General features: G+C 73.7%; 1 protein-coding gene. It reads right to left on the bottom strand.

Going from position 1 to position 1,520, the window contains the following annotated elements:
- On the bottom strand, positions 1 to 1,520 hold a 1,520-nt coding region (locus EDC64_RS23350; RefSeq protein ID WP_207916176.1), incomplete at both ends, for an autotransporter-associated beta strand repeat-containing protein.

The raw sequence follows: 1,520 nt of genomic DNA, 5'->3' as shown, positions 1-1,520 counted from the left end.
CGTGAGGGTTCCCGCCGTGCTGCCGGTGCCGGGCGCGAGCGTCGCGCCGGCGGCGAGCGTCACCGTGCCGGCGACCGATCCGCCGCCGGTCAGGTGGGCCCCGTCCGCCACCACCGCCGCCCCGGCCAGGCTTCCGCCCACCTGCAGCGTGCCGGCGGAGACACTGGTGCCGCCGCTATAGGCATTGGCGCCGGAGAGGATCAGCGTGCCCGTGCCCGCCTTGGTCAATCCACCCGTGCCGGAGATCGTCCCGGAGAGGGTGAGGCTGGTGTCGGCCGCCGTGCTGAGCGTGCCGCCGCCGTCGAGCGCGACCGTGCGCGCGGACGCCATGTCGGCTGTCGTCGCGAGCGTCGCGCCGGCGAGCGTGAGGCCACCCGCGCCGCCGAGATTGGAATCGGCCGCGATTTGCAGCGTGCCGGCCGAGACAACGGTGCCGCCGGTATAGGCATTGGAGCCCGAGAGGACGAGCGTGCCCGTGCCGGTCTTGGCGAGGCCGCCCGTGCCGGAGATCGTCCCCGAGAGGGTGAGGTTGGTGCTGGCCGCCGTGCTGACCGTGCCGCCGCCGTCGAGCGCGACCGTGCGCGCGGATGCCATGTCCGCGGTCGTCGCGAGCGTCGTGCCGGCCAGCGTCAGCCCGCCCGCGCCGCCGAGATTGGAATCGGCTTCGACCTGCAGCGTGCCGGCGGAAACCACGGTTCCGCCGGTATAGGCATTGGCGCCGGAGAGGACGAGCATGCCGGCGCCGGTCTTGGCGAGGCCACCCGTGCCGGAGATCGTCCCCGAGAGGGTGAGGCTGGTGCTGCCGGCGGTCTCGATTGTGCCGCCGCCGTCGAGCGCGACCGTGCGCGCGGACGCCATGTCCGCGGTCGTCGCGAGCGTCGCGCCGGCGAGCGTGAGGCCACCCGCATCGCCGAGATTGGCATCGGCTGCGACCTGCAGCGTGCCGGCCGAGAGGGTTGTGCCGCCGGTATAAGTGTTGGTTCCGGAGAGGATGAGGGTGCCGGCGCCGGTCTTGGCGAGGCCGCCTGTGCCGGAGATCGTCCCCGAGAGGGTGAGGCTGGTGCTGGCCGCCGTGCTGAACGTGCCGCCGCCGTCGAGCGCGACCGTGCGCGCGGACGCCATGTCCGCGGTCGTCACGAGCGTCGCGCCGGCGAGCGTGAGGCCACCCGCGCCGCCGAGATTGGCATCGGCCGCGACCTGCAGGGTGCCGGCGGAGATCGTGGTGCCGCCGCTATAGGTGTTGGTTCCGGAGAGGACGAGCGTGCCGGCGCCGGTCTTGGCGAGGCCGCCTGTGCCGGAGATCGTCCCGGAGAGGGTGAGGCTGGTGTCGGCCGCCGTGCTGAACGTGCCGCCGCCGTCGAGCGCGACCGTGCGCGCGGACGCCATGTCCGCCGTCGTCGCGAGCGTGGCATTGGCGAGCGTGAGGCCACCCGCGCCGCCGAGATTGGAATCGGCCGCGACCTGCAGCGTTCCCGCCGAGACAACGGTGCCGCCGGTATAGGCATTCGTGCCGGAGAGGA

This window comes from Aquabacter spiritensis, assembly GCF_004346185.1.
GTDB classification, from domain to species: Bacteria; Pseudomonadota; Alphaproteobacteria; order Rhizobiales; family Xanthobacteraceae; genus Aquabacter; species Aquabacter spiritensis.
Note: the sequence above shows the minus strand (reverse complement) of the source record. Positions and strands in the feature narration are given on the sequence as shown.